The 24,446-nt window shown below is 71.1% G+C and carries 23 protein-coding genes and 2 riboswitches; of the genes, 12 read left to right on the top strand and 11 right to left on the bottom strand.

Features of this window, described 5'->3' with window-relative positions; all coding sequences use genetic code 11:
- The first annotated feature begins 56 nt into the window (after positions 1–56).
- A complete protein-coding gene (locus B7W94_RS11595) occupies positions 57–617 on the top strand; it encodes a Dps family protein (RefSeq protein WP_085606617.1) in 561 nt (186 codons plus the stop codon).
- Between the two features lie 34 nt (positions 618–651).
- Here B7W94_RS11595 and B7W94_RS11590 read toward each other — a convergent pair whose 3' ends face one another.
- Positions 652–1,197 carry a DUF6328 family protein gene (locus tag B7W94_RS11590; protein ID WP_085606615.1) on the bottom strand — a complete coding sequence of 182 codons (546 nt, stop codon included), beginning with the start codon at positions 1,195–1,197 and terminating at the stop codon, positions 652–654.
- An 81-nt stretch (positions 1,198–1,278) separates the two neighbouring features.
- On the opposite strand from B7W94_RS11590, the gene B7W94_RS11585 reads away from it, so the two are divergent.
- Positions 1,279–1,482 carry a hypothetical protein gene (locus B7W94_RS11585; protein WP_025102919.1) on the top strand — a complete coding sequence of 68 codons (204 nt, stop codon included), beginning with the start codon at positions 1,279–1,281 and terminating at the stop codon, positions 1,480–1,482.
- 4 nt (positions 1,483–1,486) lie between these two features.
- Here the strand turns inward: B7W94_RS11585 and B7W94_RS11580 are convergent, their stop codons facing one another.
- Positions 1,487–2,071 carry a 1-acyl-sn-glycerol-3-phosphate acyltransferase gene (locus B7W94_RS11580; RefSeq protein ID WP_085606613.1) on the bottom strand — a complete coding sequence of 195 codons (585 nt, stop codon included), beginning with the start codon at positions 2,069–2,071 and terminating at the stop codon, positions 1,487–1,489.
- A gap of 23 nt (positions 2,072–2,094) precedes the next feature.
- Complete coding sequence (locus B7W94_RS11575) at positions 2,095–2,688, bottom strand: carboxymuconolactone decarboxylase family protein (protein WP_085606611.1); 594 nt, start codon at positions 2,686–2,688, stop codon at positions 2,095–2,097.
- 126 nt (positions 2,689–2,814) lie between these two features.
- Between B7W94_RS11575 and B7W94_RS18130 the strand changes: the two genes are divergently transcribed.
- The gene (locus B7W94_RS18130) at positions 2,815–2,961 is read left to right on the top strand and encodes a hypothetical protein (RefSeq protein ID WP_164498172.1); all 147 of its coding nucleotides are present in this window, start codon (positions 2,815–2,817) and stop codon (positions 2,959–2,961) included.
- Positions 2,962–2,991: 30 nt separating this feature from the next.
- Here the strand turns inward: B7W94_RS18130 and B7W94_RS11570 are convergent, their stop codons facing one another.
- Positions 2,992–4,467: an MDR family MFS transporter gene (locus B7W94_RS11570; RefSeq protein ID WP_025102922.1), complete on the bottom strand. Its 1,476-nt coding sequence runs from the start codon at positions 4,465–4,467 to the stop codon at positions 2,992–2,994.
- Positions 4,468–4,632: 165 nt separating this feature from the next.
- Here B7W94_RS11570 and B7W94_RS11565 point away from each other — a divergent pair, with 165 nt between their 5' ends.
- A complete protein-coding gene (locus B7W94_RS11565; protein ID WP_085606890.1) occupies positions 4,633–6,708 on the top strand; it encodes an ABC transporter ATP-binding protein in 2,076 nt (691 codons plus the stop codon).
- A gap of 12 nt (positions 6,709–6,720) precedes the next feature.
- Here the strand turns inward: B7W94_RS11565 and B7W94_RS11560 are convergent, their stop codons facing one another.
- Genes B7W94_RS11560 through B7W94_RS11530 form a run of 7 tightly spaced genes read right to left on the bottom strand, consistent with a single transcriptional unit; the run spans position 6,721 to position 14,050 of the window.
- A complete protein-coding gene (locus B7W94_RS11560) occupies positions 6,721–7,494 on the bottom strand; it encodes an SDR family NAD(P)-dependent oxidoreductase (protein ID WP_085606609.1) in 774 nt (257 codons plus the stop codon).
- A 22-nt stretch (positions 7,495–7,516) separates the two neighbouring features.
- A complete protein-coding gene (locus tag B7W94_RS11555; RefSeq protein ID WP_085606608.1) occupies positions 7,517–8,464 on the bottom strand; it encodes a glycosyltransferase family 2 protein in 948 nt (315 codons plus the stop codon).
- A gap of 23 nt (positions 8,465–8,487) precedes the next feature.
- On the bottom strand, positions 8,488–9,624 hold the full coding sequence (locus B7W94_RS11550; RefSeq protein ID WP_085606606.1) for a cysteine desulfurase family protein: 1,137 nt from the start codon (positions 9,622–9,624) through the stop codon (positions 8,488–8,490).
- 4 nt (positions 9,625–9,628) lie between these two features.
- Positions 9,629–10,480 (bottom strand): carboxylating nicotinate-nucleotide diphosphorylase, encoded by an 852-nt coding sequence (gene nadC, locus B7W94_RS11545; protein ID WP_085606604.1) that lies wholly within the window; start codon positions 10,478–10,480, stop codon positions 9,629–9,631.
- Positions 10,480–12,003: an L-aspartate oxidase gene (nadB, locus tag B7W94_RS11540; protein WP_085606602.1), complete on the bottom strand. Its 1,524-nt coding sequence runs from the start codon at positions 12,001–12,003 to the stop codon at positions 10,480–10,482. The genes nadC and nadB overlap by 1 nt, the downstream gene beginning before the upstream one ends.
- Complete coding sequence (nadA, locus tag B7W94_RS11535) at positions 12,000–13,337, bottom strand: quinolinate synthase NadA (protein WP_085606601.1); 1,338 nt, start codon at positions 13,335–13,337, stop codon at positions 12,000–12,002. Before nadA ends, nadB begins: the two co-directional genes overlap by 4 nt.
- Entirely contained in the window at positions 13,334–14,050 is a 717-nt protein-coding gene (locus B7W94_RS11530) for an NUDIX hydrolase (RefSeq protein ID WP_085606599.1), read from the bottom strand. Before B7W94_RS11530 ends, nadA begins: the two co-directional genes overlap by 4 nt.
- 265 nt (positions 14,051–14,315) lie before the next feature.
- Between B7W94_RS11530 and B7W94_RS11525 the strand changes: the two genes are divergently transcribed.
- The 8 genes from B7W94_RS11525 (at position 14,316) to gcvP (ending at position 24,411) form a co-directional block, all read left to right on the top strand.
- Positions 14,316–16,013 (top strand): ABC transporter substrate-binding protein, encoded by a 1,698-nt coding sequence (locus B7W94_RS11525; protein WP_085606596.1) that lies wholly within the window; start codon positions 14,316–14,318, stop codon positions 16,011–16,013.
- 39 nt (positions 16,014–16,052) lie between these two features.
- Positions 16,053–17,048, top strand: a complete 996-nt coding sequence (locus tag B7W94_RS11520) for an ABC transporter permease (protein WP_025102932.1) — start codon at positions 16,053–16,055, stop codon at positions 17,046–17,048.
- Positions 17,041–18,021 (top strand): ABC transporter permease, encoded by a 981-nt coding sequence (locus tag B7W94_RS11515; protein WP_025102933.1) that lies wholly within the window; start codon positions 17,041–17,043, stop codon positions 18,019–18,021. Before B7W94_RS11520 ends, B7W94_RS11515 begins: the two co-directional genes overlap by 8 nt.
- Complete coding sequence (locus B7W94_RS11510) at positions 18,018–18,872, top strand: ABC transporter ATP-binding protein (RefSeq protein WP_085606594.1); 855 nt, start codon at positions 18,018–18,020, stop codon at positions 18,870–18,872. The genes B7W94_RS11515 and B7W94_RS11510 overlap by 4 nt, the downstream gene beginning before the upstream one ends.
- Positions 18,869–19,726: an ABC transporter ATP-binding protein gene (locus B7W94_RS11505; protein ID WP_085606592.1), complete on the top strand. Its 858-nt coding sequence runs from the start codon at positions 18,869–18,871 to the stop codon at positions 19,724–19,726. Before B7W94_RS11510 ends, B7W94_RS11505 begins: the two co-directional genes overlap by 4 nt.
- A gap of 49 nt (positions 19,727–19,775) precedes the next feature.
- A riboswitch (glycine riboswitch) is annotated at positions 19,776–19,870 on the top strand.
- A 1-nt stretch (position 19,871) separates the two neighbouring features.
- A riboswitch (glycine riboswitch) is annotated at positions 19,872–19,968 on the top strand.
- 51 nt (positions 19,969–20,019) lie between these two features.
- Complete coding sequence (gcvT, locus tag B7W94_RS11500; RefSeq protein WP_085606589.1) at positions 20,020–21,135, top strand: glycine cleavage system aminomethyltransferase GcvT; 1,116 nt, start codon at positions 20,020–20,022, stop codon at positions 21,133–21,135.
- Entirely contained in the window at positions 21,132–21,509 is a 378-nt protein-coding gene (gene gcvH / locus B7W94_RS11495; RefSeq protein ID WP_025102937.1) for a glycine cleavage system protein GcvH, read from the top strand. Before gcvT ends, gcvH begins: the two co-directional genes overlap by 4 nt.
- Before the next feature lie 61 nt (positions 21,510–21,570).
- Positions 21,571–24,411, top strand: a complete 2,841-nt coding sequence (gcvP, locus tag B7W94_RS11490) for an aminomethyl-transferring glycine dehydrogenase (protein WP_253247440.1) — start codon at positions 21,571–21,573, stop codon at positions 24,409–24,411.
- The last annotated feature ends 35 nt before the right edge of the window (positions 24,412–24,446 follow it).

Raw genomic sequence — 24,446 nt, 5'->3', positions numbered from 1 at the left:
CAACCCCCTCGAATCGGCCGCGTGGCGGAGTTACCGTGACAGCAGGAGGTCACACCATGGCAGACACGAAGTCCAAGAAGACCAGCAGCTCCCGCAGCAAGGACGGGGCGGCGAAGGCCGGCGTCAAGACCACGCGCCAGCAGAACGCGGAGAAGGGGTTCACGGCATCCCCGACCCTCGCGGCGAACCTGCAGGCCGTGCTCGTCGATCTGCTCGAGCTCTCGCTGCAGGGCAAGCAGGCGCATTGGAACGTCGTCGGACGGAACTTCCGCGACACCCACCGTCAGCTCGACGAGATCATCGAGGACGCCCGGACGTTCAGCGACACCATCGCGGAGCGCATGCGCGCGCTGCACGCCGTCCCCGACGGCCGCAGCGCCACGATCGCGAAGACGACCACGCTGCCGGAGTTCCCGACCGGCGAGGTGTCCACGACGGAGACCATCGACCTCGTCACCGCGCGCCTCGAGGCCGCGGTCGGAACCATGCGCGACGTGCACGACGCCGTCGACGAGGAGGACCCGACGTCCGCCGATCTGCTGCACGCCGTCATCGAGCGGCTGGAGCAGTTCGCCTGGATGGTGAGCGCGGAGAACCGCAGCCCCGCCGGTCGCTGATCGACCCGCTGTCCCACCGCCGCCCTCGTCGCGCTCACGCCGACGGGGGCGGCGGTCCGTCGTGTGATCGCGCCCGCGCTCGGGCGCGCCGCAGCAGGCCGGGCAGCGCCATCCACAGTCCGACCACGAGCACGAGGGACGCGACGAGCGCGATGATCCCGGCGGTCCGGCTGACCGTGAAGTCGATGATGAGGGTCGTGACGCCGATCGTGAGGGCGCCGATCACGAACAGGTCGATCTTCACCAGCCGCGCCGCCGTCCGGACGAGCTCGGGCTTCAGCCGGCTGCCGAACAGGGCCCGGTGGATGCCGACGGGGGCGAGGGCGAGGATCGTCGCGAGAGCGGCGAGGGCCACGAGGACGACGTACAAATCGCGCTGGAACTCGTCCATGTCGGTGAAGCGCGGCTGGAAGGCCACCGCCAGAAGGAATCCGGTGAGGATCTGGGTGCCGGTCTGCATGACCCGCAGCTCCTGCAGCAGCTCCTCCCAGTTGCGGTCCGCGCGCTCGTTCGGGGTCTCGTCGCGGCCGTCGTCGCGGTCGTCGCGCTCGTCCGCGGCGCCACGGGGTTCTGCTCTCATGGCGATAGTCTCGTGGGCACGATCCGCCGCTGTCCAGGACCTTGCGCGGCCCGGCGGAGACGCCTCAGGAAAGGACCCGAGATGACCCTGCCCCCGATCGACGAATGGTGGCCCGAGCTGTCCGACGAGGCGCGCCGAGCGGTCATCGGCAGCGGCTCGCGGCACCTCGATGAGGACGTCCGCGAGGAGATCAGGGAGATCACCGGAGCGGTGGTCGGAATGATCGAGTCGCTGTCCGACGACGACCTCGCGTACGCCCGAGACCACGCGCCCGCGGAGGAGTGAGGCGTCAGCCCTCCGGCCGCTCGGCCGTCTCCTCGCGCAGCCGCGGCTCCGTGCGGCGCTCCGGACGCACGCCGTGCTTGTCGGCGTAGAACGCGCGGATCCGGTCCATGTCGGCGGCCACGTCTCCCGTGAGGTCGATCGTCGGCCCGAGGCCGGTCGTCATCGTGTGGCGGTCGACGAAGCCGAGGGTGACCGGCATGCCGGTGGCACGCGCGATCCGGTAGAAGCCGCTCTTCCAGTACTCGTTGCCGCCGCGGGTGCCGTCGGGGGTGACGACGAGGCCGAACACGGACCCGGCGTGCACTTGGTCCACGACCTCGCCGACGATGCGTGCCGGATCCGCCCGGTCGACGGCGATGCCGCCGAGGCCGCGCATGATCGGGCCGCGCCAGCCGCGGAACAGGCTCTTCTTGCCCAGCCAGTGCACCTCGATGCCCAGCCGCCAGGCGATCGCGAGCATGAGCACGAAGTCCCAGTTCGAGGTGTGCGGGGCGCCGATCAGGACGGTCGGCCGCGTGGGGGCGGCGTCGGCGACGAGGGTCCACCGGCTGACGGCCCAGTACACGCGGGCGAGGAATCGTCGGAGCATCCGTCCAGATTAAGGGGAGCGGCCTATCGATCACCTGGCGGCTCGGCCGCGGAGGCGTGCGTGAGCGCCGCGGCGAGAGTGGGGTCCAGCCCGGAGACCTCCTCGACGGGGACGGCCAGCGCGAGCAATGCCCTGCTGAAGTAGTTGCGCGCCGCCGCCGCCAGGGTGATGTCCACTATCTGCCGGTCGCTGAACCCCGCCTCGCGCAGCTCCTGCGTGTCCGCATCGGTCATCGCCGACGGATCCGTCGACAGGCGTGCGGCGAAGCGGATCACGACCTGCTCCTGCTCCGTGAAACCGCGGTCGTCTCCGGCGGCGAAGGCGGCGAGTCCCGCCTCGTCGACGACTCCGGCGCGGAGGGAGCGGCGGCCGTGGGCGAGCAGACAGTGCGCGGAACCGAGGGCCCGCGCCGCACCGAGGGTCGCGGCTTCGTAGACTCCCACGCCGATCGACGGGACGACCGCGCGGACGAGCGCCTCGAAGGCGGCGTGGGCTTCGGGGTTCACGGCCATGGCCCGGGTGTGTGCGAACACGATCCCGTCGTCGGCGAGGTCGCTCTCGTACATCGCCGCGACATGCCCGGTCGCGGTGGCCCGTTCGGGCGGGTGGATGATCATGGCGCCTCCTCGGCTCCGGGGCGCGCGGCGAGGGCGTGCACCCCCCGCCGGGAACGATACGCCGCTGTCGCCTCCCAGAGAAGAGCGTGCGGCGCCCGGTGCTCCTGGCAGGCGTACGATCGAGGGATGACCGAATCGAAGCAGGAGAGCACCGGGCAGGACGCGCCGCTCGGGCTGCAGCCGCTGCCGGGCGCGATCGAGCTGCTCGACGGCGGTGCCGCCGGCTACTGCAGCAACGGCGTCTGCCACATCCCCGCCCCGAAGGAGCGGTGAGCAGCAGACGCCGTCGGTGTCTCTGCGCGGTCAGTGACCGCCGTGCGCCGCGTCGCCGATGTCGTCGGCGGGCTTGCGCACCAGCGGGCTGAGCGCGACCGCGGCGAGCGAGATGATCGCCGCGATGAGGAACGCCGTCCGCGCACCGGGAGCACCCGCCACCGCCCGCGACAGGCCCTCGTCCTCGCCGGCGTGCAGGATGGCCGAGTACGTGACCGTGAGCAGCGCGACGCCGGCCGCGCCGCCGACCTGCTGCAGCGTGTTCAGCACGGCCGAGCCGTGCGAGTACAGCGAACGGTGCAGCGACCCCAGCGACGAGGAGAAGAGGGGCGTGAACGACATCGCGAGGCCGACCGACATGGCCGCCTGCACGATGATCAGCAGCCACCACACGGTGTGCTCGCCGACCGTCGAGTAGAAGAAGAGCGACGCCGAGACGAGGATCGTCCCGGGGATGAGCAGCGGTCGGGTGCCCTTCGCGTCGTACACGCGACCCATGATCGGTCCGAGGAGACCCATCAGCACCGAACCGGGGAGCAGGATGAGGCCCGACTCCAGAGCGCTGAGTCCGGCGACGTTCTGCAGGTACTGCGGCAGCAGCGTGAGCGTGCCGAACATCGACAGCGCCAGGATCGTCATGATGATGACGGCCAGCGAGAAGTTCGCCGAACGGAACACGCGCAGGTCGAGCAGCGCGTCGTCCACCCGCTGCAGCACGAGCTGGCGCCAGACGAAGAGGGCGAGCGAGACGGCGCCGACGACCAGGGCGATGACGCCGGTCGTGCCGCCCGCACCGCCTTCGCCGCCGAACTGGCTGAGGCCGAAGACGATGCCGCCGAAACCGAGCGCCGCGAGCGGGATGGACAGCACGTCGAGCGGAGCCTTGCGGGTCTCGCCGAGGTTCGTCATCCACTTCGCGCCCATGCCGAGCGAGATCAGGGCGATGGGCAGCACGATCGCGAACAGCGCGCGCCAGTTGAACGCGTCCAGCACGGCGCCCGCGAGCGTCGGGCCGATGGCGGGCGCGAGCGAGATGACGAGGCCGACGCGGCCCATCATGCGGCCGCGCGACTGCGCGGGCACGACGTTCATGATCGTCGTCATCAGCAGCGGCATCATGATGCCGGTGCCGGCGGCCTGGATCACGCGACCCACGAGCAGCACGGAGAACCCGGGCGCGACGAGCGCCACGAGCGTGCCGAGCGAGAAGGCCGTCATCGCGGCGATGAAGACCTGTCGCGTCGTGAAGCGCTGCAGGATGAAGCCGGTGGTCGGGATGACCACCGCCATCGTGAGCATGAACGCGCTCGTCAGCCACTGCCCGAGCTCGGGCGGGATGCCGAGATCGGTGTTCAGGTGCGGGATCGCGATGCCCATCGTCGTCTCGTTGAGGATGGCGACGAAGGCGGCGACGAGCAGCAGCCAGATGACCCGCATGTCCTTGCGGGGGATGCCCCCGCTCGATGCGGGGGGCGTCGTGATGGAGCCGGTATCGACGGCAGACATGGGCGGCCTCCAGGGCATCGGAGAGAAGAGGAAGGTGCGAGAGTTCGCGAGAATCACTCAGCGTAACGGGTCGGACGGACATTTCATTCCGAAATCTGGGATATCGCTGAACGCCGAGACAGCGGAGCCGGTGTCCTGGGGGGTGAGTACGCTGGCGCCATGAGCATGGGCGGGATGGGCGGTGGTCCGCGGGGCGGTTTCCGCGGCGTGGACGAGGACGCCCAGCGTCGGCTCAACGCGGAGGCTCCGAAGATCGACGGACTCGGCACCCGGGTCGTCGCCCTGTTCAGCGCCTACCGGTGGCGCATCCTCTTCACCGGTGTCCTCGTGGTGCTCGGCGCGGGCATCGCGGTCATCCCGCCGCTCCTCGTGCAGCGCATCTTCGACGACGCGCTGTTCCCCGTCGACGGCGGCGGCCCCCACCTCTCGCTGCTCGGCGTGCTCGTCGGCGCGATGGTCGGCCTCTTCCTCTTCTCGGCGGTCCTCGGCGTCGCACAGACCTGGCTCACGGCCACGGTCGGCAACAGCGTCACGGGCGATCTCCGGGTGCGGCTGTTCGAGCACCTGCAGGCCATGGAGCTCGGCTTCTTCACCCGCACGAAGACCGGCGTGATCCAGTCCCGGCTGCAGAACGACGTCGGCGGCGTCTCGGGCGTGCTGACGAACACGGTCACCAGCATCCTCGGCAACGCGGTCACGGTGATCGCCTCACTCGTCGCGATGATCCTCATCGACTGGCGCCTCACCCTCATCGCCGTCGTGCTCATGCCGTTCCTCGTGCTCGTGCAGCGACGCGTGGGACAGGTGCGCGCCCGCATCGCGGGGGAGACCCAGGAGTCGCTGTCCGAGCTGACCTCCATCACCCAGGAGACCCTGAGCGTCTCGGGCATGCTGCTGTCCAAGGCGTTCAACCGCCAGCGCACCGAGTCCGAGCGCTATCAGCAGGAGAACCGCAACCAGGTGCGCCTCCAGGTGCGGCGGGCCATGAGCGGTCAGGGCTTCTTCGCGGTCGTCCAGGTCATCATGGCGAGCGTCCCCGCCGTCATCTACCTCGTCTCCGGATACCTCATCGCGGGCGGCACGGGAGCGATCACCGCGGGGACGATCGTGGCCTTCACGACGGTCCAGGCGCGGCTGCTCATGCCGCTCATGGGTCTCATGCGGGTCTCGCTCGATCTGCAGACCTCGTCGGCGCTGTTCGCCCGCATCTTCGAGTACCTGGACCTCGTGCCCGAGATCACCGACGCCCCCGATGCGATCGCCGTGGCCCAGGCCCCCGGGCCGCGTGGACGCATCGAGTTCCAGGACGTCGTGTTCCGGTATCCGGATGCCGCGGCCGACTCGCGTCCCACCCTGCACGGGGTCTCCTTCGTGGCCGAGCCCGGGCAGCACGTCGCCTTCGTCGGCCCCTCCGGCGCGGGCAAGACGACGATCCTGTACCTCGCACCGCGCCTGTACGAGGCCAAGGGCGGCGCGGTGCTGTTCGCGGGGGCCGACGTGCGCACCCTCACGCAGGAGTCGATCATCGACGACGTGGGCATCGTCTCTCAGGAGACCTACCTGTTCCACGCGACCATCCGGGAGAACCTCCGCTACGCGAAGCCCGACGCGACGGACGAGGAGCTGGTCGCCGCCTGCACCGCGGCCAACATCCACCACATCATCGCGGGCTTCGAGAAGGGCTACGACACGGTCGTGGGGGAGCGCGGGTACCGGCTCTCCGGTGGCGAGAAGCAGCGCATCGCGATCGCCCGTGTGCTGCTGAAGGACCCGCCGGTGCTCCTGCTCGACGAGGCGACCTCCGCCCTGGACACCGTGTCCGAGCGCGTGGTGCAGGAGGCCCTCGACGAGGCGGCCAAGGGGCGCACGACCCTGTCGATCGCGCACCGCCTGTCGACGGTCATGGGGGCGGACGTCATCCATGTGCTGGAGGCCGGGCGCATCGTGGAATCCGGCACCCACGCCGAGCTGCTCGCGCAGGGCGGCCTCTACGCCGAGCTGGCGGCGCAGCAGGTGGCCGCGTCGCGCGTGCTCGACGCGGAGATCGAAGCGGAGGCCGAGGAGGAGGCGGCGATCCGGGGCGGTGTCGAGGAGGGCGTCGAGGCCGGCCTCGCCGCGCGCCGTGCGGATCGCGAGCCGGAGGATTCCGCCGCCGCCGATGCCGTCGTGGCGCTGACGACGGGCGTCCCGCTGCCGACGGCATCGAGCACCGACGCCCGGCCGCGCCCGACCGACGGGTGACGACCGCGAGGGTCAGTGCACGGAGAGCCCGCCGTCGATGAACAGCGACTGGCCGGTGACGTAGGCCGAACCCGGACCGGCGAGGAAGACCGCTGCCGCGGCGAAGTCCTCGGGAAGACCGTTGCGTCCGATCATCGTCCGGGCCGCGAGGGCCGCGATCGTCGCGGGATCCTCCTGCAGGCGGGCGTTCAGGGGTGTGAGGACGAATCCGGGGACGAGGGAGTTGCTCGTCACACCGGTGCCGCCCCAGGCCTCGGCCTCCGAGCGCATGAGCGACTCGACCGCGCCCTTGGAGGCGCCGTACACCCCGCTGCCCACGAACGCGCGGTGCGCCTGCTGGGAGCTGATGTGGATGAGTCGCCCGAACCCGCGCGCCGCCATGCCCTGCGCCCAGCGCTGACCGAGGAGGAACGGGGCGAGCGCATTGACGGTCATCGTCGCGTCCCAATCCGCCTCGGTGATCTCGGCGTAGGGCGGACGGATGTTGATGCCGGCGGAGTTGACGAGGATGTCCGGCTCGCCGAAGGGGACGGCCGCGGCCTCCGCGACCGCATGGATGCCTTCGCGCGTGCTCAGATCGCCGACCACGCCCGCGGCCCGGCACCCCTGCGCGTTCAGCTCCTCGACGGTCTCGGCGATGCGCTCCGCGCCGCGGGCGACGATCACCGTGGCCGCGCCGGCCCGGGCGAGCGCCGTCGCGATGCCGCGGCCTATGCCCGAGCTGCCGCCGGTCACGACCGCGGTGCGGCCGTCGAGCGCGAAGAGCGAGGAGAGGTAGTCGGTCATGCGGGGGTCCTTCCGGCGGGGCTCACCACGCGAGGGCGGCGGCGAGGGTGGGGTCGGGGCGGGCGTCGGCGAACTCGGGAAGGGCACGCAGCTCGGCCAGGAACGCGGAGACCTCCGCCGCGTAGGCGGGATCGGGATGGGTGTCCGCGATCTCCCGGAGCGGAGCGACGTCCATCGCGAGGATGAGGTCGAGCCGGGCGGTCACGGCGGCGTGTGCGCCCGCCTCCTGCAGCACGCGGATGCCGCTGCGGAGCGCGGCGAGGTAGTCGCGGAGCACGGGGAGCTGCGCCTTGCTCTGGGTGATCGAGGTGCCGTCCGCTCGGACGCGCCAGCGCACCACGACGTCCGGCAGCACGTCGAAGGCGCGTGCCCGGGCGTACATCGTCTGCGCGACGACCTGGTCCTCGTAGGCCACCCCTTCGGGGAACCGCAGGTCGGACCACATCTCCGTGCGGCTCACCTTGGACCACGCGACGATGTTCGACACGGCCTGCGGGTGCTCCGCCAGAGTGGTGCCGAGGCGGGCCGGAGAGGTCGCCGCGGCCACCCACGGCTGCACGCGGCCGGGCACGTATCCTCGCCCCTGGGGACGCAGCCGCACGTAGGCGCCGGCGGCGAAGTCGCTCTCCGTGCGCTCGAGCGTGCCCACGAGGGTCGCCAGCGCGTCCGGCATCAGCTCGTCATCCGCGTCGAGGAAGCCCGTGAAGGGCGTGTCGACCCGTGCGAGGCCGACATTGCGCGCGGCGCCGAGCCCGACGGAGACCTCATGCCGCACCACGGTGAAGCGGGCATCCCTCGCGGCGCCGTCGGCGAAGATCGCTCCCGTGTCGTCGGTGGAGCCGTCGTCGATGAGGATGGCACGCCACCGCTCGTCCGTCTGCGCGCGGAGGGAGTCGAGAGCGGCGGGGGCGAACGCGGCGATGTCGCGTCCTGGCACGATCAGCGTCACGATCGGGGTGGGGGCGGTCACTCCGCCGAGTCTAGAGCCGTCCGTCAGCCGCGGACCGCGGCGACCGCCTCCGCGACCAGTGCGGCGAGGCGCTCGGGAGCGTCCGCCGGGAGCGCCGTGCGCCCGAAGGTGAACCGCACGGCCGTCTGGGCGACCTCCGGGGTGATGCCGCAGGCGAGCAGCACGGGGGAGGGCTCGTCGCTGCCGGCCGCGCAGGCGGAGCCGCTGGACGAGATCACCCCGCGGCGCTCCAGCTCCAACAGCACCGCCTCGCCGCTCACACCCGCGATCGTGAAGCTCGCCGTCGCGGGGAGCCGATGCGCGGGATGCCCGGTCAGCGTCGCGTCGGGCACCCGCCGGGTCACCTCGGCGATGAATCGCGCCGTGGCCTCTGCCGCTCGGGCCGCAGCGGCCGCGCGCTCGTGCTCCGCGAGCTCGAGCGCCGTCGCCAGGCCGACCGCTCCGGCGACGTCCACCGTGCCGGACCGCCGTCCGCGCTCCTGGCCGCCACCGTGCAGGAGCGGCTCCAGAGGGAGGCGTCCGCGGACGACGAGCGCCCCGGTGCCCTTGGGAGCGCCGAGCTTGTGCCCGGCGATCGACACGGCGTCGGCATCCAGATCGTGCAGGGGCAGCCAGCCGGCCGACTGCACGGCGTCGACGTGGAGGGGCACGCGGCGGGCGCGGACGACCTCGCGGAGCGCGGGGATGTCCTGGACGGTGCCGATCTCGTTGTTCGCGTGTCCGACGGACACGACGGCCGTGTCGTCGGTGAGCACCGTGTCGAGGGCGTCCGGCCCGATCCGCCCGGTCCCGTCCACCGCGGGCATCGCGACCGTCACCCCGTGGAACCGGGCGAGGTACGCTGCCGACTCCCGGATCGACTCGTGCTCGATGGGCGACACCACCACGCGCCGCCGCCCGGAGGCGAGCGCTGCCAGCGTGATCCCCTTCACGGCGAGGTTGTTCGCCTCCGTGCCGCCGCCGGTGAAGACGACGTCGCCCACCCGCGCCCCGAAGACGCGGGCGACCCTGGTGCGGGCGTCCTCCAGCGCCCGCGCCGCCGTCTCGCCCGCGGTGTGGTGGCTGGCGGGGTTGCCGAACACCGCGGTGAGGTAGGGCTCCATGGCCGCTCGCACCTCGGGGCGTACCGGCGAGGTCGCGGCGTGATCGAGGTACAGCACGGACTCAGTCGATCCGGAGGTCGAGTCCGAGATCCAGCGCCCGCGCGGAGTGCGTGAGGGCTCCGACCGAGATCACATCCACCCCGGTCTCGGCGATGGCGCGGACGGTGGTCAGGTCGACGCCGCCCGAGGCCTCCACGGTGGCGCGCTCGCCGATGAGGGCCACCCCGGCGCGCAGGTCGTCGAGGGAGAAGTTGTCCAGCAGCACCGTGTGGGCACCGCCGTCGAGCACCGCCGGGATCTGGTCGAGACGGTCGACCTCGACGACGACGTGGGCGGTGTGCGGCAGCCGAGAGAGCGCCTCGCGAAGAGCCGTCGCGAGGTCGAGCCCGGACCGCTGGAGCACCGCGAGGTGGTTGTCCTTCGCCATGACCGCGTCGGAGAGGGAGTACCGGTGGTTCCGGCCGCCGCCGGACACCACGGCGTGCCGCTCGAACGCCCGCAGTCCTGGCGTGGTCTTGCGGGTGTCGGCGATGCGCGCCCGCGTTCCCTCGACTTCGCGGACGTAGGCGGCGGTGAGGGTCGCGATGCCCGACATCCGCTGCACGAGGTTCAGGGCGACGCGCTCGGCGGTGAGGACCGCGCGCGCCGGTCCGGTCACGGTGGCCAGCACGTCGGAGGCGGTGAAGGCGTCGCCGTCGCCCACGTGCAGGTCGACCGTGACGTCGGGATCGGTGAGGAGGAACGCGGTGGCGAAGGCCTCGCCGCCGCTGAAGACCCCGTCCTCGCGGGCGACGAGGTCGGCCGTGGCCGTCGTCTCCGCGGGGAGCAGGGTGGTGCTGGTGAGGTCGCCCCAGGGGGCGTCCTCCTCCAGCGCGGCTCCGACGACGCGGTGCAGGGTGGCGCGGGTGAGCATCAGGCGGTCTCCAGGATCGGTGCGTGTGCCGCGGTCGGCGCGGCGGGGGCGTGGTCGTCGCGGTGGTGGGCGCCGACCGAGACGGGGCGGGCCAGGGCGGCGCGGATGGCGGCCTCGGCGACCCGCAGCAGGTTCCTGTCCTCGTGCGAGCGGACGTCGGACGCGGGTGGCATCCCGACGGCCCACGCGCACACCGTCCCGAGGGTGCGCTGCAGTCCGGAGCCCGTCCGGTGCAGACCGACCTCGTCCCACAGCAGCCGCTGCAGCGCCGCGCGGTCGAACGGGGGAAGGGGCTCCGGTGGCGCAAGGGCGTCTTCCCTGGTCGTCGCCGGCGGGGAGGGGAGGCGGTCGACCACGGGAGGCCACGGTCCGTCCAGCGCGGCGGCGGCCCTGGCCCCGAACACGGCGCCTTCGAGGAGCGAGTTGGAGGCGAGCCGGTTCGCCCCGTGCACCCCGGTGCGGGCGGTCTCACCGACGGCGTACAGCCCCGGGATCGTGCTCCGTCCGTGCCGATCGGTGACGATGCCGCCCATGAGGTAATGCGCGGCGGGGGTCACCGGCACGGGCTCCGTGGACCAGTCGAAACCGCGAGCGCGCGTCACCCTGTCGATGGTCGGGAAGCGGCGGGCGAGCGCGTCCGCCCCCAGCGCCGTCGCATCGAGGTGCACGGGCACCCCCTGCCGGGCGGCCTGCCGGGCGATGGCCCGCGCGACGACATCCCTCGGCGCGAGCTCCCCGTCGGGATGGCTGTCGAACACGAACCGTCGCCCGTCCTGGTCGCGGAGCACGGCGCCCTCGCCGCGGACGGCTTCGGAGAGGAGGAAGACGGGGCTGCCGGGAAGCGCGGTCGGGTGGAACTGCACGAACTCCAGGTCGGCGACGGCGGCGCCGGCGCGCAGGGCCGCGGCGATGCCGTCGCCCGTCGCCTCCGGCGGATTGGTCGTGTGCGCGTAGAGCTGCCCCGCCCCGCCCGTCGCGAGGATCACGGCGTCGGCGCGGAGCTCGGTCGTGTCGCCCTCGCGGAGGACCGTGATCCCGCGGACCCGTCCCTCCTCGACGACGAGGTCGAGGAGCATCGTCCCCTCGCAGACGGCGATGGGCCCGCGACGCACCGCTGCGCACAGCGCCGCGGAGATCGCGGCTCCGGTGGCGTCGCCTCCGGCGTGCAGGATGCGGGCATGGGTGTGCGCCGCCTCGCGCCCGCGGGCGAGTGCTCCGCCCGGAGTCCGGTCGAAGGTGACGCCGCGGGCGAGGAGCTCGGCGATCCGGGCCGCGCCGTCCGCCACGAGCGCGTCGACCGCGGCCGGATCGCACAGACCCCCTCCGGCGCGGATCGTGTCGGCGGCATGGGCGTCCGCGCTGTCGCCGGGCCCGTAGCTCCCGGCCACGCCACCCTGGGCGAGAGGCGTGCATCCACCCCCGAGGTCGCCCTTCGTCACGACGGTCACCGTGTGCCCGGCCTCGTGAGCGTGCAGCGCGGCGGTGAGCCCGGCGATACCGGAGCCGACGACGACGACGTTCATCGTGCCCCGGCGGCCACCGGCGGCTTGGCGGCCAGCATCCGCTCGAGCGCGAGGCGAGCCGGATCGGCGACATCGGGGGAGACCGTGATGCGGTTCGGTGTGCGTCCGGCGACCAGCTCCTCCAGGACCCACGCGAGGTAGCCCGGATGGATGCGGTACATGGTGGAGCACGGGCACACGACCGGGTCGAGGCAGAAGATCCGGTGCTGCGGGTACTGTGCGGCCAGGCGGCGCACGAGGTTGATCTCGGTCCCCACCGCGAACGTCGTCGGCTCCGTAGCCTCGGCGATGGCGCGGCGGATGTACTCCGTGGAACCGGCCTCGTCGGCCGCGTCGACGACCTCCATCGGGCACTCCGGGTGCACGATCACGCGGACCCCCGGGTGCTCCGCGCGGGCCTGGTCGATCTGCGCCACGGTGAAGCGCCGGTGCACGGAGCAGAAGCCGTGCCAGAGGATCACCTGCGCGTCGACGAGCTCCTCCGCGGTGGAGCCGCCGAGCGCTCGCCGCGGGTTCCACATCGGCATCCGGTCGAGGGGCACCCCCATGGCCTTCGCGGTGTTCCGGCCGAGGTGCTGGTCGGGGAAGAAGAGCACGCGGCGGCCGCGGGCGAACGCCCACTCCAGCACCGTGGCGGCGTTGGACGAGGTGCACACGATGCCGCCGTGTCGCCCGACGAAGCCCTTGATCGCCGCCGAGGAGTTCATGTAGGTGACGGGGATCACCGGCACGCGGCCGTCGGCGTCCGGGGTGTCGAGGTCTCCCAGCACATCGGCGAGCTGCTCCCAGCACTCCTCCACCTGGTCGATGTCGGCCATATCCGCCATCGAGCACCCTGCGGCGAGGTTCGGCAGGATCACCGCCTGGTCGGGACGCGAGAGGAGGTCGGCGGTCTCGGCCATGAAGTGCACGCCGCAGAAGACGATCGCCTCCGCGTCCGGCCGCATCGTGGCGGCGGTGGCGAGCTGGAACGAATCGCCCACCTCGTCGGCGTGCGTCACGACCTCCTCGCGCTGATAGAAGTGCCCGAGGATCACCACGCGATCTCCGAGCGCGGCTTTCGCCGCCTCGATGCGTCGGTGGAGCTCCGCCTCGCCGGCCTCGCGGTAGGCCGCGGGGAGCTCTCCCTGCCGGGGAGCCCCGGTGGGGATGACATCGCCCATGGAGGAGCCGGGGCCGTAGCCGGGACGTGTGTCGAAGTCCCAGGGGCCGACGGCGAGGTCGGTCGTGCAGGTGGTGTCGGTGGAGACCCCGCCGACGATGGCCTGGATGGCGTGGTCGACGGACGGATCCGACGACGGGACGGCGGGCATCGGGACGAAGGTGGTGCTCATCGGGTTCTCGTTTCCTCCGGGCGGAGCGGACCGCGGTCGGCCAGCTCGAGATCGGTGTCGTCGCGGTACAGGCGGGCCGGGCGGTGACTGCCCGTCCGGAAGCGGTCGGTGCGGGTCAGGTTGCCGGCGGACTCGACCTGCCGCCGGAAGTTCGCGGGGTCGAGTGCGCGCCCCAGGATCGATTCGTAGGCCTCCCGGAGCTCGGCGAGCGTGAACTCGGCGGGCAGGAAGCCCTGGGCCACGCGGCTGTACCCGACCTTGTTCCGCAGGCGCCACAGCGCGTACTCGATGATCTCGTGATGATCGAAGGCGAGCGCCGGCAGATCGTCGACATCGAACCACTCCACGTTCTCTGGCGCGCGGCCCGAGGCCCGGTGCGCGGTGATCTGGGCCTCGACGTCGTCCTGACGCAGCAGCGCCCAGTACACGATCGAGACGACCCGCGTGGGGGAGCGGTCGACGGCGCCGAAGGCGTAGAGCTGTTCGAGGTAGGTGGGCGCGAGGCCTGTCGTCTCGGCGAGCGTGCGGGCGGCGGCGTCGACCGGCGACTCCTCGGGGGTGAGCCACCCGCCGGGGAGCGCCCACCGCTCGGCGAACGGCTCGCGGGTGCGGCGGACGAGGGGGAGCGCGAGCACGGGCGGACCGTCGTCACCGCGGCGCAGCGTGAGGATGACCGTCGAGACGGCGACGCCGATGTCCGCACTTCGAGTCATAGGTACCTTAACCTCCGGATTCGATCTTAGTGTCATCGAGACCTTTAGTGCGCGCCTATGACGAGGGAAGACGTCGAGTCCGAAACGTTATCTCCTGCCCGCGGGAAGGCTTGTCCCCCCGGGGTGGGTTTGTTAGGTTACTGTCCTAACAAACCCCTTCGAGGGCGGCCGCAGGCCACCTCCCGGGGTTCCCGTGAACCCCGCCCGGGGTTCGGCTCCAACCGGAGAATCCCTCCTGCAGTGCAGCACCGAGAGGAAATGAAGAATGATCCGTAACGGAAAGCGCAAGATCGCGCTCACGGCGGTCGCGGGGGCCTCGGTCCTCGCCCTGGGCCTGACGGCCTGCGGCAGCGGTGGAGGCGGCGACGACGGCGGCAACGCCGACGGCGACCGCGCACTCCGCGTCTGGGCAGGAAGCCAGACGCCGATCACCGCGAACTACAACCCGTTCGCGCCCACCGTGCTCCACGGTGCGCTCGGTCCCATCTACGAGCCGCTGTTCTTCTACAACAAGACGCAGGACGCCGAGCCCGTCGGCCTGATCGGCGACTCGTTCGAGTACAACGAGGACGGCACCCAGATCACGGTGAAGATCAAGCCCGACCTGAAGTGGAGCGACGGCGAGCCGCTCACCGCCGACGACGTCCTCTTCTCCTTCACGTACGAGGCCAACAACCCCGAGGGCAACGGACTCGTCTCGGCCGAGGCGACCGACGACACGACCGTCGTCCTCACCTACGCCACCGCCCAGTACACGACCGAGTTCCAGCGGATGGGGTCGAGCTACATCCTCCCGGAGCACATCTGGAAGGACGTCACCGACTTCGCGAACTTCGCGAACGAAGATCCCGTCGGCTCCGGTCCGTACGTCGTGGACAAGACCACGAGCGAGTCCTACACGCTGGTCGCGAACGAGAACTACCGCGGTGCGGACGAGCTCGCGGTCAAGAAGGTCCAGTACATCGCGGTCGACAACAACCAGACCGCGCAGGACCTGCTCGCCGCCGGCAAGCTCGACTGGACCGGCATGTTCATCCCGAACCCGGACGACGTCACGGGCAACGGCAAGATCGAGTGGATCAACACCCCGCAGGACCCGACCGTCCTCTACACCTGCTCGAACGCCGAGCTCGGCTGCACGGGCCCGCAGACCGACGTCGCGGTGCGCCAGGCGCTGAACGTCGCCATCGACCGCGCCACCATCAAGGACAAGGCGTTCGTCGGCCTGACCGGCGACATCTCGCCGGCGTACACGCTGCTGCCGCGCGACGAGAAGTGGCTCGCCGACCCGGCCAACGAGGTCAGCCCGCAGGAGGCGGACGCCGCAGAGGCCGGGGAGATCCTCGAGGCCGCCGGCTACACCAAGGGATCCTCCGGGATCTACGAGAAGGACGGCGCTCCGGTCGAGCTCAGCCTGATCTCGGTCGACGGCTGGACCGACTACAACGACGCCGCGAAGCTCATCGCCGAGCAGGCCGAGGCCGCGGGCATCAAGGTGACCGCGTCGACCGTGCAGTGGCAGGAGTTCTCCGACGCCCGACAGGGTGGCGACTTCCAGCTCATCGTCGGCGGCGTCGTCGGCACGTCGGTCGCCGACCCGTTCCAGATCTACCGTGACTGGTTCGGCGGCACCGAGGTCGAGTCCACGAGCCCCGTCGGCACGGAGATCCCGGCCGGTCGCTGGAACTTCAGCCGCTACAGCAACCCGACGGTGGATGCCGCCATCCAGTCCGCGATCAGCACGAACGACGAAGCGGAGAAGAAGGAGCTGTACGGCACGATCCAGTCCGAGATCGTGCGCGACCTGCCGTACATCCCGCTCGTGATCAACGCGACGCAGACCTTCTACAACACGAAGGACTACACGGGCTGGCCGACGGAGGAGGACCTCTACGCCTTCCCGCCGTCCTGGGGTGCGATCGCGGCCGGCTACGTGCTGACGCAGATCAAGCCCGCCGGCTGAGTCGATGAGTCGGGGAAGTAGGAAGTCAGGACAGGTGACATGAAGTTCTATGCACGAAGGATCGGGTTCTACGCGTTCACGCTGTGGGCCGCGATCTCCATCAACTTCCTGCTTCCCCGGCTCATGCCGGGGGATCCCGCCGACATCATGATCGCCAAGATGCAGCGGGCCGGCGGAGAGGTCTCCGAGACCACCATCCGCAACATCAAGCTCCTGCTCGGCGGAGACGACTCGTCCCTCTGGGAGCAGTACCTCGCCTACTGGGGGCGCATGTTCCAGGGCGATCTGGGCGTGTCGGTGACGAAGTTCCCCACTCCGGTCACGGAGCTCATCGCGGGTGCTCTCCCGTGGACGCTGGTGCTCGTCGGAACCGCGACGGTGATCTCGTTCGTGCTCGGCGTCGTGCTCGGTGCGTGGGCCGGCTGGAAGCGCGGCACCTGGGTCGACCATCTCATCCCCGCGACCACCGTGCTGCAGTCCATCCCGTACTTCTGGCTGGCGCTCATCCTGGTCGCCGTCTTCGCCGTGGGCCTGGGCTGGTTCCCCATCTTCGGCGGCTACGACGTCTTCGACTTCCCTGACGGCCCGGAGCCGACCTGGGCGTTCTTCTCGGATGCCGTCGCGCACTCGATCCTCCCGGCGATCACGATCGTGATCAGCTCGGTGGGCGGCTGGATGTTCGGCATGCGCAACATGATGGTCTCCACGCTCGCCGAGGACTACGTCCTCACCGCCGAGGCGAAGGGACTGCGGCCGCGACGCATCATGACGACGTACGCCGCGCGCAACGCGGCCATCCCGTCGATCGCGGGCTTCTCGATCACGCTCGGGTTCGTCGTCGCCGGCTCCATCGTCATGGAGCAGGTGTTCACCTATCCGGGCGTCGGCAAGCTCATGTTCCAGGCCGTCACCAACAACGACTACGCGCTGATGCAGGGGCTGTTCCTCGTGATCACCCTCACGGTGCTCGTCGCCAACTTCTTCATGGACCTCGTCTATGGCTTCATCGACCCGAGGGCTCGCCAGAATGTCTGACACGAAGAACCCGCTCCTCGTGGAGGAGCCTCCCACCGTCGCCCCCGAGGGCACCGTCGCCCTGGCTACGCAGCGTCAGGAGCGCCGGCGCCGCCGGATCCTGCCCAGCACGTCGCCGAAGTTCATCGTCGGCTCCGTGCTCGTGCTCGCCATCGTGCTCTTCGCGATCATCGCGCCGTTCTTCACGCAGAACCCGCGCAGCACGGACAACCCCGCTCTCGCCGCGCCGTCGGCGGAGCACTGGCTCGGCACGACCAAGCTCGGCAACGACGTGTTCGCGCAGCTCGCCGTCGGCGCGCAGGGGTCGCTGCTCATCGGCGTGACGGCCGGCGGCATCGCCATCGTGCTGTCCCTCCTCTTCGGCGTCCTGGCCGGGTACCTCGGCGGCTGGCGGGAGGACGTCCTCGCTCTCCTGACCAACGTTATGATCGTCATCCCCGGACTGCCGCTGGTCATGGTGATCGCCTCCTTCGTGCCGCAGCGCAGCTGGCAGCTCGTGGCCTTCGTCCTCGGCATTACCTCGTGGGCCGGCGCGGCGTATGTGCTGCGGCTGCAGACCCGCTCGCTCCGCACCCGCGACTACGTGTACGCCTCGAAGGTGGCGGGGGAGAAGTCCCTCCGGGTGATCCTCGTCGAGATCATGCCGAACCTGCTCCCTCTGCTGACGGCGCAGTTCCTGTTCGCGATCATCTTCGCCATCCTCGGCGAGGCGGGGCTGTCGTACCTCGGCCTCGGTCCGAACTCCTCGATCACCTGGGGCTCGATCCTCAACGACGCCCAGTCCGGTCAGGCCCTCGGCCGCGGTGCCTGGTGGTGGTTCGTGCCGCCGGGCATCATGATCGCGATCCTCGGCGCGGGACTCGCGCTGATCAACTTCGCCATCGACGAGGTCATCAACCCGAAGCTGCGCAACGCGCCCGATGCGGCCCGTCGTCTGCGCAAGGCCGCGAAGGAGAAGGGGGTCACCGCATGAGCGACGCCGTGCTCACCGCCAGGAACGTCTCGATCGAGTACGAGGTCGATCCGCCCGTCAAGGCGGTCCGGGATGTCTCGCTGACCCTCCACCGCGGCGAGATCCTCGGTCTCGCGGGGGAGTCGGGCTGCGGGAAGACCACCCTCGCGTACGGGATGAACCGGCTGCTCAAGGCGCCGGCCCTGATGACCGACGGCGAGATCGTGTTCCACGACCGCGACGGCCATGACATCGACGTCGTCGGACTCGACGGAGACGGGCTACGCGCATTCCGCTGGGACAAGATCTCGATGGTCTTCCAGGGGGCGATGAACTCCCTCAACCCCGTCATCTCGGTCCGCGCGCAGATCTTCGACATCTTCGACACCCACCGCCCCGGAATGTCGAAGAAGGCCAAGCAGGAGCGCGCCGAGGAGCTGCTCACGCTCGTCGGCGTGGACCCCGCGCGGCTGACGAGCTTCCCGCACGAGCTCTCCGGCGGTATGCGCCAGCGCATGATGATCGCGATGGCGCTGGCGCTCGACCCGCAGGTCATGATCATGGACGAGCCCACCACGGCGCTCGACGTGGTCGTGCAGCGCGGCATCATCCGGGAGATCATGCGCCTGCGCGAGAAGCTCGGCTTCGCGGTCATCTTCATCACCCACGACCTGCCCATGCTCATCGAGATCAGCGACCGCATCGCTGTCATGCTGCAGGGCCGGATCGTCGAGCAGGGCACCGCGGCGGAGATCTACCGCAACCCGCAGCACGAGTACACCCAGCGCCTGCTGTCGAGCTTCCCGTCCCTCACGGGCGAGCGGGGCGACTTCGTCCGCAGCGGCGGCGTCAACCAGGAGGTCATCCGATGAGCGTGGACGGGACGAGGCGCGGCGGCACCCTCGAGGCGAGGAACCTCGTGAAGGACTTCCACCTGCGGTCAGGGTTCCGCACGAGCGTGCTGCACGCGGTGAAGGACGTGTCGTTCACCTTGGAGGCCGGGCGGACCACGGCTCTCGTCGGCGAGTCCGGGTCGGGCAAGTCCACCATCGCCCGGATGCTGATGAAGCTGGAGACGCCGACCTCGGGCAGCATCCTCCTCGACGGCGAGGAGTCCGGCACGCGGGGGTTGGCCCTCGAGCGCTACCGGTCGGACGTGCAGATGGTCTTCCAGGACCCGTTCGCGTCGCTGAACCCGTTCCACACGATCGTGCACCACCTGGAGCGTCCGATCCGGCTGCACCACCCCAAGCTCGACAGTCGCGAGGTGCGGGCGCGGGCGATCGAGCTGCTGGAGCGCGTGCGGCTCACTCCGGGCGAGAGCTTCGCCGAACGGCGCCCGCACGAGCTCTCCGGCGGACAGCGGCAGCGTGTGGCGATCGCGCGGGCCCTGGCCCCCGGCGCCCGGTTCATCGTGGCCGACGAGCCGGTGTCGATGCTCGACGTGTCGATCCGGCTCGGCGTGCTCAACCTGCTCGCCGAGCTGCAGCGGGAGGAGAACCTCGGCGTCCTCTACATCACGCACGACCTGGCGACCGCGCGGCACTTCTCCGACGACATCATGGTCCTCTTCCGGGGCGACGTCGTGGAGCGGGGATCGGCCGACGAGGTGATCCTGAACCCGCAGCACGAGTACACCAGGACGCTCCTGGCGGCGGCCCCCGAACCGGAGAACCTCGGCAGGCTCCGCGACGAGGTCAGGGCGGAGCTCGCGCTGGGCTCCTGAGCGGGCGGGGGAGACCGCTAGACTGAACCCACAATCGAAGACAGGCCGAACGACCGACGCGGGAGAGCCCCGGCGCATGCAGCCGGGCACCGAAGGAGCAAGCCTCCCCGCCAATCTCTCAGGTACGCGTACCGCGGAGGTCCGGCCGCTCTGAAAAGCGATCCCGAGCACCGGGGGATCCGCCGACGGTGAAAGCCCTGCGCTCGCGCGGGCGAAGCTCTCAGGCCCATGACAGAGGGGGAGTTCCCAGGGACGACGTCGTCGTCCCGCCCGACCCAGCCCGGGAGAACTCCATGTCCGACCCCCGCTACACCCCGTTGCGCGAGCGCCATGAGGCGCTCGGCGCCTCCTTCACCGATTTCGGCGGCTGGCAGATGCCGGTGCGCTACACGTCCGACCTCGCCGAGCACCACGCGGTGCGGCAGGCAGCGGGCGTCTTCGACATCTCGCACATGGCCGAGTTCACGGTCCGCGGCACCGGCGCGGCGGCCTTCCTCGACTACGCCCTCGCCGGGCGGCTGTCGGCGCTCGCGGTCGGCAAGGCGAAGTACTCCCTGCTGCTGACGGCGGAGGGCGGCATCGTCGACGACGTGATCGTGTACCGGCTGGCCGACGACGACTTCCTCATCATCTCGAACGCCGGCAACCGCGACGCCGTGCGTCGGGCTCTCACCGAGCGGATCGCGGACGCGGACGCGGGCGCCGTGGAGGTCGACGACGTCTCGGACGACTACGCGCTGATCGCCGTGCAGGGCCCGCGGGCCGAGGAGATCCTCGCGGCGACGGCGGGCATCGCCGACGTCAGCATCCCCTGGGCGGAGCAGAAGTACTACGCGTGGGCGACCGCGTCGTTCGCCGGCGAGCCGCTGCTCCTCGCCCGTACCGGCTACACCGGGGAGGACGGCTTCGAGCTCCTCGTCCCGGCCGCCCACGCGACCGCGCTGTGGGACGCCGTCCTCGACGCCGGCGCGCCGCACGGGCTCGTCCCCGCCGGCCTCGCCGCGCGCGACACGCTCCGCCTGGAGGCGGGCATGCCGCTCTACGGCCACGAGCTCAGCCTCGACACCGCACCCGCCCAGGCCGGCCTCGGCCGCGTCGTGGTCGTCGCGAAGGACCGTTTCGTCGGCAAGGACGCTCCGGCGCCCGCCGACGATGCCCGCATCCTCGTCGGACTGACGGCCGAAGGACGACGCGCCGGCCGCGCCGGCTACGCGGTCGTCGACGCCGACGGCACCCCGATCGGAGAGATCACCAGCGGTGCCCTGAGCCCGACGCTCGGCCATCCCATCGCGATGGCGTACGTCGACCCTTCTTCCGCGGAAGAGGGAACCGCAGTATTCCTTGATGTGCGGGGGACCCGCATCCCCGCGACCGTGACCGCCCTGCCTTTCTACCGGAGGACAAAATGACCGACCTCAGCGCACTCCGCTACACCGACGAGCACGAATGGATCGCCGGTGACGGCGACACCGTGACGATCGGCATCACCGACTACGCCGCCGAGAAACTGGGGGATGTCGTCTTCGTCGAGCTCCCCGCCGTCGGCACCGAGCTGACCGCCGGCTCGGTGGTCGGCGAGATCGAGTCCACGAAGTCGGTCGGGGAGCTCTACGCTCCGGTCGCCGGCACGGTCGTCGAGGTCAACGACGCCGTCGTCGACGACCCTTCGCTCGTCAACGCCGAGCCGTTCGAGGGCGGCTGGCTGCTCAAGGTGTCCGTCGCCGCCGGTGCGCTGGACGGACTGCTGGACCGCGACGCGTACGTCGCACTCACGGAGGGCTGACCCGGACGTGGTTGCATTCGCCGATCGTCACATCGGACCGACCGAGGCCGCCCAGCGCACGATGCTCGACGCGCTGGGTCTCGGCTCCGCCGGCAACGGGACGCTGAGCCCGGTCGAGGAGCTCATGCGTCAGGCCGTCCCCGCCTCGATCTACACGGGACCGGAGGACGCGGTCGCCGACTCCCGCATCCCGGTCGCCGCGTCGGAGACCGAGGCACTGGCCGAACTGCGTGCCCTCGCCGCGCGGAACACGGTGAACCGCTCGATGATCGGCCTCGGCTACTACGGCACCGTCACGCCGCAGGTCATCCAGCGCAACGTGCTCGAGAACCCGTCCTGGTACACGGCCTACACGCCGTACCAGCCCGAGATCTCGCAGGGGCGCCTGGAAGCGCTCATCAACTTCCAGACGATGGTGGCCGAGCTCACCGGCCTCACCACCGCGAACGCGTCGATGCTCGACGAGTCCACCGCGGTCGTGGAGGCGATGCTGCTCGCGCGCCGGGCCTCGAAGACCTCCTCCAACGTCTTCGCAGTGGACGCGGATGCGCTGCCGCAGACGAAGGCGATGCTCGCGTCCCGGGCCGAGGCGCTCGGCATCGAGCTCGTCACGGTCGACTTCGCGGTGGGGGAGGAGCTGCCCGCCGAGCTCTTCGGCGTCTTCGTGCAGTACCCCGGGGCCTCGGGCCGTGTGTGGGATCCGTCCGCGGTGTTCGACGCCGCGCACGTCGCCGGCGCGCTCGCCGTCGCGGCTGCCGACCTCCTCGCGCTGACGCTCCTCACCGCGCCCGGCACCCTCGGGGCCGACGTGGCCGTGGGCACGACGCAGCGCTTCGGGGTGCCGATGGGCTTCGGCGGCCCGCACGCCGGCTACATGGCCGTGCGCGCAGGCCTGGAGCGGCAGCTGCCCGGACGCCTCGTCGGCGTGTCCGTCGACGCCGAGGGCAAGCCGGCCTACCGCCTCTCGCTGCAGACCCGCGAGCAGCACATCCGCCGCGAGAAGGCGACGTCGAACATCTGCACCGCCCAGGTGCTCCTCGCCGTGATGGCCTCGATGTACGCCGTCTACCACGGCCCGGACGGGCTCCGCGAGATCGCCCGCGACGTCGCCGCCAAGGCGGCCCTGCTGCGCGACTGGCTCGTCGAGGCCGGCGCCGAGGTCGTCCACGAGCACTTCTTCGACACGCTGACCGTGCGCGTCCCGGGCCGGGCGGCGGAGTACGCCGACCAGGCGCGGGGCGGCTACGGCATCCTCCTGCGGGTCGCCGACGCCGACACGATCGGCATCGCGGTGGACGAGACGACCACGGTGGCCGAGCTGCACCAGGTCGCGCAGGTCTTCGGCGGGAAGCAGGAGCGCGCCTTCGGCTTCGGCCTCGGCGACGCGGACGCGCTGCCGGACGCCCTCCGCCGCGAGGACGAGTACCTCACGCACCCGGTGTTCCACAGCCACCGCAGCGAGACCGCCATGATGCGGTACCTGAAGAGCCTGTCCGACCGGGACTACGCCCTCGACCGCGGCATGATCCCGCTCGGCTCGTGCACGATGAAGCTCAACGCCGCCACGGAGATGGCCGCCATCACGTGGCCGGAGTTCGCGGGCATCCACCCGTTCGCCCCGGAGGCCGACGTCCGCGGCTACCTGGAGCTCATCGACCAGCTCGAGGGCTGGCTCGCCGAGATCACCGGGTACGACGCGGTGTCGCTGCAGCCGAACGCCGGCTCCCAGGGCGAGCTCGCGGGCCTCCTCGCGATCCGCGGCTACCACCGCGCGAACGGCGACGACCACCGCGTCGTGTGCCTCATCCCGTCCTCCGCGCACGGCACGAACGCGGCCTCCGCCGTGCTCGCCGGGATGAAGGTCGTCGTGGTGGCGAGCGATGCGCTCGGCAATGTCGACCTGGACGACCTCCGGGCGAAGATCGCCCAGCACGCCGACGACCTGGCGGCGCTGATGATCACGTACCCGTCCACGCACGGCGTCTACGAGGAGCAGGTCGTCGAGATCACCGGGGCGGTGCACGCGGCCGGCGGTCAGGTGTACGTCGACGGAGCGAACCTCAACGCGCTCCTCGGGTACGCGCGATTCGGCGACCTCGGCGGCGACGTCTCGCACCTCAACCTGCACAAGACCTTCGCCATCCCGCACGGCGGCGGCGGCCCGGGCATCGGCCCGGTCGCGGCGAAGGCCCACCTCGCGCCGTACCTGCCGTCGCACCCGCTCGCGCAGCGCGCCGAGCACTTCGGCGGCCACACGTTCGAGGGCGCGGTGATCTCCGCGGCCCCGTACGGCTCTGCGGGCATCCTCCCGATCTCGTGGGCGTACGTGCGCATGATGGGCGCCGAGGGGCTCCGGCGCGCGACCGCCGCGGCGGTCCTCTCGGCGAACTACATCGCCGAGCGCCTCGGCGGGCACTTCCCGGTGCTCTACACGGGGGAGAACGGACGGGTCGCGCATGAGTGCATCCTCGACCTGCGTCCGCTCAAGGAGGCCACCGGCATCTCCGTCGACGACGTCGCCAAGCGCCTGATCGACTACGGCTTCCACGCGCCGACCATGTCGTTCCCGGTCGCCGGCACCCTCATGGTGGAGCCCACCGAGTCGGAGGACCTCGACGAGATCGAGCGCTTCATCGAGGCCATGATCATGATCAAGGCCGAGGCGGACGCCGTCGCCGCGGGGCGCTGGCCTGCGGACGACAACCCGCTCGTGCACGCCCCGCACACCGCGGTCTCGCTCATCGCGGGGGAGTGGGCGCACGCCTACACCCGCGAGGAGGCCGCTTATCCGGTGCGCTCGCTGGTGGCGGCGAAGTACTGGCCGCCTGTCCGCCGGATCGACCAGGCGTACGGCGACCGCAACCTCGTCTGCGCCTGCCCGCCGATCGAGGCCTTCGCCTGACACGGACCCGCACGACGAACGGCGTCGCGCCCGCC

The sequence above is a fragment of the Microbacterium sp. LEMMJ01 genome (assembly GCF_002114135.1).
Taxonomy (GTDB): Bacteria; Actinomycetota; Actinomycetes; order Actinomycetales; family Microbacteriaceae; genus Microbacterium.
This window is presented reverse-complemented; position numbering and strand designations above follow the sequence as displayed.

Coding starts and splice junctions, on each gene's coding strand:
- B7W94_RS11570 (WP_025102922.1), bottom strand. CDS start 4,467: ATGTCTGCCGTCGATACCGGCTCCATCACGACGCCCCCCGCATCGAGC.
- B7W94_RS11585 (WP_025102919.1), top strand. CDS start 1,279: ATGACCCTGCCCCCGATCGACGAATGGTGGCCCGAGCTGTCCGACGAG.
- B7W94_RS11520 (WP_025102932.1), top strand. CDS start 16,053: ATGAAGTTCTATGCACGAAGGATCGGGTTCTACGCGTTCACGCTGTGG.
- B7W94_RS11580 (WP_085606613.1), bottom strand. CDS start 2,071: ATGCTCCGACGATTCCTCGCCCGCGTGTACTGGGCCGTCAGCCGGTGG.
- B7W94_RS11505 (WP_085606592.1), top strand. CDS start 18,869: ATGAGCGTGGACGGGACGAGGCGCGGCGGCACCCTCGAGGCGAGGAAC.
- B7W94_RS11575 (WP_085606611.1), bottom strand. CDS start 2,688: ATGATCATCCACCCGCCCGAACGGGCCACCGCGACCGGGCATGTCGCG.
- nadC (WP_085606604.1), bottom strand. CDS start 10,480: ATGCTCACCCGCGCCACCCTGCACCGCGTCGTCGGAGCCGCGCTGGAG.
- gcvP (WP_253247440.1), top strand. CDS start 21,571: ATGCTCGACGCGCTGGGTCTCGGCTCCGCCGGCAACGGGACGCTGAGC.
- gcvH (WP_025102937.1), top strand. CDS start 21,132: ATGACCGACCTCAGCGCACTCCGCTACACCGACGAGCACGAATGGATC.
- B7W94_RS11530 (WP_085606599.1), bottom strand. CDS start 14,050: ATGACTCGAAGTGCGGACATCGGCGTCGCCGTCTCGACGGTCATCCTC.
- B7W94_RS11510 (WP_085606594.1), top strand. CDS start 18,018: ATGAGCGACGCCGTGCTCACCGCCAGGAACGTCTCGATCGAGTACGAG.
- B7W94_RS11595 (WP_085606617.1), top strand. CDS start 57: ATGGCAGACACGAAGTCCAAGAAGACCAGCAGCTCCCGCAGCAAGGAC.
- B7W94_RS11560 (WP_085606609.1), bottom strand. CDS start 7,494: ATGACCGACTACCTCTCCTCGCTCTTCGCGCTCGACGGCCGCACCGCG.
- B7W94_RS11525 (WP_085606596.1), top strand. CDS start 14,316: ATGATCCGTAACGGAAAGCGCAAGATCGCGCTCACGGCGGTCGCGGGG.
- nadA (WP_085606601.1), bottom strand. CDS start 13,337: ATGAGCACCACCTTCGTCCCGATGCCCGCCGTCCCGTCGTCGGATCCG.
- B7W94_RS11515 (WP_025102933.1), top strand. CDS start 17,041: ATGTCTGACACGAAGAACCCGCTCCTCGTGGAGGAGCCTCCCACCGTC.
- B7W94_RS11565 (WP_085606890.1), top strand. CDS start 4,633: ATGGGCGGGATGGGCGGTGGTCCGCGGGGCGGTTTCCGCGGCGTGGAC.
- gcvT (WP_085606589.1), top strand. CDS start 20,020: ATGTCCGACCCCCGCTACACCCCGTTGCGCGAGCGCCATGAGGCGCTC.
- nadB (WP_085606602.1), bottom strand. CDS start 12,003: ATGAACGTCGTCGTCGTCGGCTCCGGTATCGCCGGGCTCACCGCCGCG.
- B7W94_RS18130 (WP_164498172.1), top strand. CDS start 2,815: ATGACCGAATCGAAGCAGGAGAGCACCGGGCAGGACGCGCCGCTCGGG.
- B7W94_RS11590 (WP_085606615.1), bottom strand. CDS start 1,197: ATGAGAGCAGAACCCCGTGGCGCCGCGGACGAGCGCGACGACCGCGAC.